Genomic DNA, 7,615 nt, shown 5'->3' with positions numbered 1-7,615 from the left:
GCGAAAGGCGAAGCCTTGAAGCAATCCACAAAAAAAGAACCGGATTCTTTCGAACCCGGTTCTTTAAGAGCCACCCAGCAGATTTGAACTGCCGACCTGCTGATTACGAATCAGCTGCTCTACCAGCTGAGCTAGAGTGGCATAACGCGCACAAATGTAGCAAACTTTTTGAAAAAATGCTATATTTATTTCAAAATTTTTTTAAGGACCTAAAACATGGCCAACAATATGCCGAATAATATGCCGAATGCGGGAACTTCCGCCTCCGGTTCTGATATGAAGGAATTTTTTATCCAGCACGGGGTGAAGGTCGGGGCTATTCTCCTCGTCGTCATTTTGGTTGTGATAGCTATTATTCATTTCCAGGGTTCCAAGAACAAGGCTGACGCTGCTCAGGCAGAACTTCTTGGTCCGGCTCTTGCCTATGAATATACGGGTAAGAAGGATAGCGCTCTTGCCGCATACGAAGAACTGATCGTTTCGAAGCAGTTGAAGGGGGAAACCCTCGCCAAGGCCGCACTTCTCGCTGGCAATATCCGCTTCCAGAACGGCGAATTTGATAATGCTGCCATCCTTTACCAGAAGGCTTTGGACAATGCGGGCTCGCTTCCGCTGATTCGTGGCGGAGCTCTTCACGGTCAGGCCGCTGTTGCGATTGAAAAGAAGGATTACGCTGCAGCAGTGAACCTGCTTGAAAAGTTTATCGCTGAATTCGGTAAGCGTACGGGCGATCTTGAAGACCGCTACGAAAAGCTCGAACCGGCAGACCAGGTTCCGACTGTGGCTGACGCTTTTTGGAAGCTCGCCCTCGTTTACAACCAGATGGGTTATCCGGATAAGGCAAAGACTGCCGCTGAAAAGATTCTCAAGAATTACGGCGACAATCAGCTTTATTCCGACCGTGCAAAGAAGTTAATTGCGACGCTCTAATTTTTAAAAGAAATCATGAAGAAGCTCGCCGGCGAATGCTGGCGAGCTTCTTTTGTCGTGTCATTTCGATAACCACGCCTTCGCTCGTTACCATTACCCCTTCAATTCCTTTGTGACAAATATGTCGCAAAATTTCAGTCCATCTTCCAAAAAGCCCCTGCTACGGCAAAAAAATCGGGTGCAGAAAATCGGCAAAAAAAGGTCTACTTCTAAATTTTTCTCAAAAATTTTAACACTGGAGAAAAAGATGTCCGACTACGTTCAAAATCTGTTTGCAGACCGCATCGGTGGCAGTTCCTTTGGTAAGGGAACAGTCCTGTACAAGTTCGAAAAAATCAAGCGCGCCCGCCGTCAGGCGGAAAAGGATCACCCGGAAACGCCAATCATCGATATGGGCGTCGGGGAACCGGACTGGATGGCGGACAAGGTTGTTGTCGAACGCCTTTACGCCGAAGCGCAAAAGCGTGAAAATCGCGGTTACTCGGACAACGGCATTTTGCCGTTCCAGGAAGCGGCTGCACATTACATGGATCAGGTCTTTGGTGTCAAGGACCTCGACCCGCAGAGCGAAATTTGCCACTGCATCGGTTCGAAGCCGGCTCTCGCTATGATTCCGCAGGCGTTCATCAATCCGGGCGACGTCGCGATTGTGACCGTTCCTGGGTACGGAGTCCTCGCTACGATGACGCGCTTCCTCGGCGGTGAAGTCTATAACCTTCCGCTTCTTAAGGAAAACGACTTCCTTCCGGACTTGGATTCGATTCCGGCGGATATCGCAAAGCGCGCCAAGCTTCTTTACATCAACTACCCGAACAATCCGACGGGTGCGGTCGCCTCTGTGGATTTTTTCAAGAAGGTGATTGACTTTGCAAAGAAGAATGAAATCATCGTGATTTCTGACGCGGCCTATGCGGCTCTCACCTTCGACGGTTATGCTCCGCTAAGCTTCCTCTCCGTTCCGGGAGCAAAGGAAGTCGGAGTGGAAATTCAATCGCTTTCGAAGGCTTTCAACATGACCGGTTGGCGCCTTGGCTTTGTCGCCGGCAATGAAAAGGTGGTGAAGGGATTCGCTTGCGTGAAGGACAACAATGACTCCGGTCAGTTCAAGGCGATTCAGCTCGCTGGCGTAGAAGCGCTTTCGACTCCGTCGATCACGGAAAAGACGGTCGTAAAATATTCCCGTCGCCACGGCCTGCTTGTGAAAGCTCTTTCCGAAGTCGGCTTTAAGGTCTCGAAGCCGAAGGGAAGCTTTTACCTGTACACACAGGCTCCGAAGGGAATCGAAGGGGGTGAAACCTTCAATACCGCAGAAGACTTCTCGCAGTGGCTCATTCGCGAAAAGCAGATTTCGACCGTGCCTTGGGACGATGCAGGTCACTTCATCCGTTTCAGCGTAACGTTCATGGCTGATACGGAAGCGGAAGAAGTCGCTTTGATGGAAGAAATCAAGCGTCGCCTTTCCGGCTCGAAGTTCATTTGGTAAATGCTTTGCTAAAACGAAGAAGCGCGACTTTTGCAAGCCGCGCTTTCTTTTTAAAGGAGAAAAATTTTACGGGAGCATCTTGTTCAAGATTTCTTGAAGCTGCTCAAGACTCTTTTTGGACGAGTCGCTGAAACGGTAGAACGTGCCATCCTTGTTCACGAGGAAGATGACCGGGACGTAGCCCGTTCCGTAACGCGGACCGAACTTTGCGTTCACATCCTGGAAAATTGGAAGCGAAGCGTTGAACTGGTCGATGAACAGGCGCACATCGTTCTTCTTGATGCCGCTGCCGACAGAAATGCCGATGCCGTTCAAACCTTTTTCTTCGTACTGCTTGATCAACGTTTGCATGTGCGGGAAGTTTGCCTGGCAATGCGGGCACTTCGGGCTAAAGTAGAAGATCATGAGCGGTTTGTTCGAAAAATGGGAAAACAGCATTCCCGGGTCGCTGATCCCTGCGAGAGGAATCGTAAAATCAATCTTCATCGTGGTGCCGGAAGAATCCTTCATCAGTTCCGGCGCGTTCTGCTTGGCTTCTACCTGTGCGAATACGGTTGCTGCAAAAAGAGCAATCAAGGAAAAAGCTTTTCCCATAAATCTCATTCAAAAACTCCTGTGATGACAGGGAGTAAAATACAAAAGAAATTGCGAAAAAAAAGAGTTTTCTTCAGGTTTTAAATTTTCCTACATTTTAAATCACATGGCACGACTTCTCAAAATTTGGACGGTCCTTCTTTTTACGCTCTGCGCAGTGCTGCTTGCGGACGAGGGAAATTCCGTGCAAACGACTGGAAGGAAGCTCGCTGACGGAGGCATTCTTCTTCCGCGTGAATCCAGTTACCAGGGCAAAGGCTTTGGCGTGGGAATTGGCGGTGGGGCACTTTTCCCCAGTGGAAAAAAATGTAAGGCACTTGCTCAGTGGCAGGGGACCGGGGAATACGCGTATTCGCAGTATGTGAGCGCAGGCGTCTCTGTGCGCATGTATGGCGGCAATATCGATGACGAAATTTCGATCATCTATCAGCGTTATCACAGCCACGTGCGCTTGCATTACCTGGTGAATCCGAACTGGGTGCTTTTTGCTGAACCCGCGTTTGGTTTTGAATCGACTTCTTTGGACGAGATCCGCGGCAAAAACTCGTCGGGAACGTCTTTTGCGACAGAGGAAGAGGTGAACAAGGCTGTTGGCTGTGATAATGAATATTCTTTGGATGGCGCTTCGGGCGCGTTTACCCTGGGTTCTGGCTTTGCGCTTAGCGAAAGTTGGTCTGTAAACGGGGCGGCGGGCTACGAACAAAGCTGGTCGGGCGTCGGTCAGCTGTCGATCAGTCTTGGATTTGGGTTTAACCTGCGCAATAACGTGGATTACCTCAAAAGGAACGTCCTTGGTGCGTGGATTGCCTTTGAAATGGTCGCTCGCCGCTATTTTTCGAACGAAACGGGTGACTGGGGCGTGGCCAATATGATTGCGCTGATTTTAAACATTTGACGATTTTTTAGCCTTTTGCTATATTTGGGTTCCCCATGTACAGTGGGGCCCTCCTGTATCTATGGTGGATATGGGCTGAAGTCCAAAGGGATTTTATGAAACAGTACGAAACAATGGTGCTTCTCGACGCCATGCTCTCTGACGACGTGATTGCGTCTGAAGTTCAGAGCTTCGCCGACAAGATTACCGCAGCAGGCGAAATCCTTCGCCGCGACGATTGGGGCAAGCGCAAGCTCGCTTACGAAATCAAGCACAAGACTCACGGCTACTATGTGATCTTCTACTACAAGGCAGAAGCTTCCGTGGTTGCAGAACTTGAAAACATCTTCAAGCTCGACGAAAACGTTCTCCGTTGGATCACCCTCGTGGATTATCCGATGTCTGAAGTCGTCTATGACAAGAACTTGAGCCAGACCGAAGATGTGACTCCGATCGACGCTGAAGAAGGAGATGCTGAATAATGGCTTTCGAAGATAAGAAGAACAATTCTCGCGTTCGTCGCAAGAAGACCTGCTGGTTCACCGAAAATAAGGTCCAGTACATCGATTATAAGGACGAAAAGGTCCTCCGTCGCTTCATCTCTGAACGTGGCAAGATCATTCCTCGTCGTATTTCCGGCACGAGTGCCAAGTATCAGCGCATGCTCGTCGAAGCTATCAAGCGCGCACGTCACATGGCTATTTTGCCGTTCGTCGCAGACACTCTGCGCTAAGGAGCAAAAATGGAAGTTATTCTTAAAGCCAATGTGCCGAACCTCGGCAACATGATGGACGTGGTGAAGGTAAAGAACGGCTATGCCATGAACTACCTCATCCCGAACAAGCTCGCTATCCGTGCTACGGAAGAAGCTAAGAAGAAGATTGCTGAAAACCGCGAAGCGATGGAAGCTCTCTTCAACAAGGAACTCGGCGCTGCACGCGAAGTCGCTGCTAAGCTCGCCGAAGTGACCGTCAACCTCTCTCGTCGCGTTGTCGAAGGCGAACGCCTTTATGGTTCCGTGACGGCTGCAGATATCGCTGACGAAATCACGAAGCAGGGTATCAAGATCACCCGTGCTCAGGTGGCTCTCGCAGAACCGATCAAGCAGCTCGGTGTCTATCCGGTGACCATCAAGGTCTTCGGTGAAGTCTCCGCTGAAGTGAAGGTTTGGGTCGTCAAGGCTGACTAAGCTGAAACGTTCCTTTTCAAGCTTTGCAAACAAAAAACCGTCCCTTTGGGACGGTTTTTTGTTTGCAGTCCTATTTTTTGCTATTTTACAAGCAAATGCATAAGTTTGCTCTTTTACCTTTGTTTGCGGCTCTGTTGTTCGCTTCTTCGGCGAATGCGCAGGTCCGTGATTTGTTTGCTGAATTTGAAGAAGAAACCAAGACGGCGGATTCTGCCGCTACGATCGCACCCACTTCGTCAAGCTCGGACAGTTCAAGTGTCCTAGCGAGCGAAGTGCCGCAATCCAGTTCAAGTGAGGCGTCTTCCTCCTCTTCGAGTCTTCGCAATGACGGTTCTTCTTCGAGTGTCCTTGTGAGCGAAGTGCCGCAATCCAGTTCAAGTGAGGCGGCATCCTCCTCTTCGAGTCTTCGCAATGACGGTTCTTCTTCGAGTGTCCTTGCGAACGAAGTGCCGCAATCCAGTTCAAGTGAGGTGGCATCCTCCTCTTCGAGTCTTCGCAATGACGGTTCTTCTTCGAGTGTCCTTGTGAGCGAAGTGCCGCAATCCAGTTCAAGTGAGGCGTCTTCCTCCTCTTCGAGTCTTCGCAATGACACTTCATCTTCGAGTGTAGCCGTGTCTTCGTCTTCGATTTCCCGTCGAGATATCTTGGGACCGACCAAGGTTTCGAAGGTTTACAGTATCGACGAAATGAAAGGGCAGTACAAGAGCCCGCGTAAGGCTTTGTTCTTCTCTCTTGTGATTCCTGGCTCGGGGCAGCTTTATGTGGGCGGTTCCACTTTCAACTACGTCCGTGGCGCGGCCTATCTTGCGATTGAAGGCGCTCTGTGGGGCGGTTGGTACTACTATTCCGTTCACAAGTACAACAAGCAGGTGAAGCGTTACAAGAAGTTTGCCAAGAATCATTACAGCGCTTATACGTATGAATCCAAGATTCACGATCTGTACAACAGCTTGGATGATTCGGACGAAGAAGCGGAATTCATCGAAAGATATCTGTCAAACCGTGAAACGTACTGCAAGTCTATTTACGGAAACGCTTCGACCAACGGTTGCTATGTCGAAGGCAAGGAACTCACGAACGACAAGAATCACACGAATCATGTGAACGGATCGTTCAGCCTGTACAATTCAGGTTCGTATTATTCCACCATTGCCGGTGCTGCCTATGTGCTCGGCTGGGATGACGTAGAGGATGAAGCGGCCGCATCCGCGCTTAACCTTTCGGATAATGATGCAGAAACCGTCGCTTTGGGAACTTCGACAAATTGGAAGACTTACCGCAGCATGCGCAACAAGGCGAACGATTATGCCGACATGCAGGCGTGGTTCTTTGGCGGCTTGATTTTGAATCATATTGTGTCGGCTCTCGATGCAGCCTGGTCGGCGCATTCCCACAACAAGGTTCTTTACGAAGAAGAACTTTCCTGGTATGACAAGCTCCATTTTGAAGGCGGTTTCATTCCGATGAATTCGCAGTCGATGGTGAACGTTTACTTTAACTTCTAGACCGCATGAAAAAACTGCTCGTAGTCTTTTTGATGGTGCTCCTCTGTTCTGCGGAAGCCTTTGCGCAGCCGATGGTGATTACTGTCGATGAATCGATCAGCCGGAACTCGTCAAAAAGTTTGGCGCTTGCAATCGGAGCTTCTGTTTTGCTTCCGGGACTTGGCCAGCATTACTTGGGCGAACAATCCTATGCGAAGGCGTTCATTTGGACGGATGTGGCTCTTTGGGTAGCGACTTTTGGCAGCTACTATTTTGGAGAACGTCAAATTGCGAGCGCGCGATCCTATGCCTCCCGTTATGCGGGAATTTCGAATCCGCCTTCGAGCGAAAGCTTTTTGAATTTGATGGCGGATTACCGCAGCCGTGGCGGTGTCGATGGCGAAAACGCCAATCCGGATTCGGATGAAGATTACAACCAGGCGATGCTTCGCAGCGGAAAAGCGATTGATGAAGATTATCCTTACGACGAAGAGCATACTTGGAATTGGGGATCGAGCGATAATCCGGAAACCTCTAGGCACATGGATCATTACAGCGACATTTTGCGCAATTACCGTATCTCTCGCATCGCCTTTCAGATTTCGATTGGAGCCTTGATTTTGAATCGCGTCATTTCTGTTCTTGACGTAATGCGAATATATCGTTCGACTTCGAGCAATCTTGCCACGGTAGAACCTCGCCGTTGGAATGTGTTCCCGGAATTTCGTCCGGAAGGCCCTGGCGCTACGTTCCTGATTTCTTTCTAAGACAAACAACTTTTTATATGTAAAAAGTGTTGTAAAAAACAAAACGGTAAATTTCCAATTTCTGACGCACTTTTCGGAGTCTTTTGTTCTATTGGGGGAGTCGCCTTCGGCTTGGGGCGTCTTTTTTGTTCCAGCTCTGAAACTTTGGAATGTTAAAAAAGAAAAAACCACTCAAAAAGAGTGGTTTTTGAGAGAGCGGGAAAAGGGACTCGGACCCTCGACCCCGACCTTGGCAAGGTCGTGCTCTACCAACTGAGCTATTCCCGCAGGGGTGTCCCAAGTATAGAAATAAAA

General features: G+C 49.4%; 9 protein-coding genes and 2 tRNA genes. 8 read left to right on the top strand and 3 right to left on the bottom strand.

From position 1 onward, the window contains the following. Window positions 1-68: 68 nt before the first annotated feature. Window positions 69-141, bottom strand: a tRNA-Thr gene (locus MR847_RS08080). Window positions 142-216: 75 nt separating this feature from the next. Between MR847_RS08080 and MR847_RS08075 the strand changes: the two genes are divergently transcribed. Both MR847_RS08075 and MR847_RS08070 read left to right on the top strand, forming a co-directional pair. Further along, window positions 217-930 carry a tetratricopeptide repeat protein gene (locus MR847_RS08075; protein ID WP_287723471.1) on the top strand — a complete coding sequence of 238 codons (714 nt, stop codon included), beginning with the start codon at window positions 217-219 and terminating at the stop codon, window positions 928-930. Between the two features lie 247 nt (window positions 931-1,177). Further along, window positions 1,178-2,413, top strand: a complete 1,236-nt coding sequence (locus MR847_RS08070; protein ID WP_106519090.1) for an LL-diaminopimelate aminotransferase — start codon at window positions 1,178-1,180, stop codon at window positions 2,411-2,413. Window positions 2,414-2,479: 66 nt separating this feature from the next. On the opposite strand, the gene MR847_RS08065 is transcribed toward MR847_RS08070, so the two are convergent. Next, window positions 2,480-3,007, bottom strand: a complete 528-nt coding sequence (locus MR847_RS08065; protein ID WP_241899548.1) for a TlpA disulfide reductase family protein — start codon at window positions 3,005-3,007, stop codon at window positions 2,480-2,482. A gap of 106 nt (window positions 3,008-3,113) precedes the next feature. On the opposite strand from MR847_RS08065, the gene MR847_RS08060 reads away from it, so the two are divergent. The 6 genes from MR847_RS08060 to MR847_RS08035 all read left to right on the top strand — a co-directional run bounded on the left by MR847_RS08060 (window position 3,114) and on the right by MR847_RS08035 (window position 7,321). After that, window positions 3,114-3,902, top strand: a complete 789-nt coding sequence (locus MR847_RS08060; protein WP_287723470.1) for a hypothetical protein — start codon at window positions 3,114-3,116, stop codon at window positions 3,900-3,902. A gap of 95 nt (window positions 3,903-3,997) precedes the next feature. Further along, window positions 3,998-4,363 (top strand): 30S ribosomal protein S6, encoded by a 366-nt coding sequence (rpsF, locus tag MR847_RS08055; protein WP_100426109.1) that lies wholly within the window; start codon window positions 3,998-4,000, stop codon window positions 4,361-4,363. Next, window positions 4,363-4,614, top strand: coding sequence for a 30S ribosomal protein S18 (gene rpsR / locus MR847_RS08050; protein ID WP_100426110.1), 252 nt, complete (start codon window positions 4,363-4,365; stop codon window positions 4,612-4,614). The genes rpsF and rpsR overlap by 1 nt, the downstream gene beginning before the upstream one ends. 9 nt (window positions 4,615-4,623) lie before the next feature. Further along, on the top strand, window positions 4,624-5,070 hold the full coding sequence (gene rplI / locus MR847_RS08045; RefSeq protein ID WP_100426111.1) for a 50S ribosomal protein L9: 447 nt from the start codon (window positions 4,624-4,626) through the stop codon (window positions 5,068-5,070). 95 nt (window positions 5,071-5,165) lie between these two features. Further along, window positions 5,166-6,575, top strand: coding sequence for a DUF5683 domain-containing protein (locus MR847_RS08040; protein WP_287723469.1), 1,410 nt, complete (start codon window positions 5,166-5,168; stop codon window positions 6,573-6,575). A 5-nt stretch (window positions 6,576-6,580) separates the two neighbouring features. Beyond that, complete coding sequence (locus MR847_RS08035) at window positions 6,581-7,321, top strand: hypothetical protein (RefSeq protein ID WP_146139420.1); 741 nt, start codon at window positions 6,581-6,583, stop codon at window positions 7,319-7,321. Window positions 7,322-7,515: 194 nt separating this feature from the next. On the opposite strand, the gene MR847_RS08030 is transcribed toward MR847_RS08035, so the two are convergent. After that, window positions 7,516-7,588 (bottom strand) — tRNA-Gly (locus MR847_RS08030). Window positions 7,589-7,615: the final 27 nt, after the last annotated feature.

It is taken from the genome of Hallerella sp., from assembly GCF_022776125.1.
Lineage (GTDB): Bacteria > Fibrobacterota > Fibrobacteria > Fibrobacterales > Fibrobacteraceae > Hallerella > Hallerella succinigenes.
The sequence above is the reverse complement of the archived record's forward strand: the minus strand, read 5'-3'. Positions and strand labels throughout refer to the sequence as shown.

Excerpts from the sequence above, each read along its gene's own strand:
- MR847_RS08040 (WP_287723469.1), top strand. The coding sequence starts at position 5,166 with ATGCATAAGTTTGCTCTTTTACCTTTGTTTGCGGCTCTGTTGTTCGCT.
- MR847_RS08035 (WP_146139420.1), top strand. The coding sequence starts at position 6,581 with ATGAAAAAACTGCTCGTAGTCTTTTTGATGGTGCTCCTCTGTTCTGCG.
- MR847_RS08070 (WP_106519090.1), top strand. The coding sequence starts at position 1,178 with ATGTCCGACTACGTTCAAAATCTGTTTGCAGACCGCATCGGTGGCAGT.
- MR847_RS08065 (WP_241899548.1), bottom strand. The coding sequence starts at position 3,007 with ATGGGAAAAGCTTTTTCCTTGATTGCTCTTTTTGCAGCAACCGTATTC.
- MR847_RS08060 (WP_287723470.1), top strand. The coding sequence starts at position 3,114 with ATGGCACGACTTCTCAAAATTTGGACGGTCCTTCTTTTTACGCTCTGC.
- rplI (WP_100426111.1), top strand. The coding sequence starts at position 4,624 with ATGGAAGTTATTCTTAAAGCCAATGTGCCGAACCTCGGCAACATGATG.
- rpsR (WP_100426110.1), top strand. The coding sequence starts at position 4,363 with ATGGCTTTCGAAGATAAGAAGAACAATTCTCGCGTTCGTCGCAAGAAG.
- rpsF (WP_100426109.1), top strand. The coding sequence starts at position 3,998 with ATGAAACAGTACGAAACAATGGTGCTTCTCGACGCCATGCTCTCTGAC.
- MR847_RS08075 (WP_287723471.1), top strand. The coding sequence starts at position 217 with ATGGCCAACAATATGCCGAATAATATGCCGAATGCGGGAACTTCCGCC.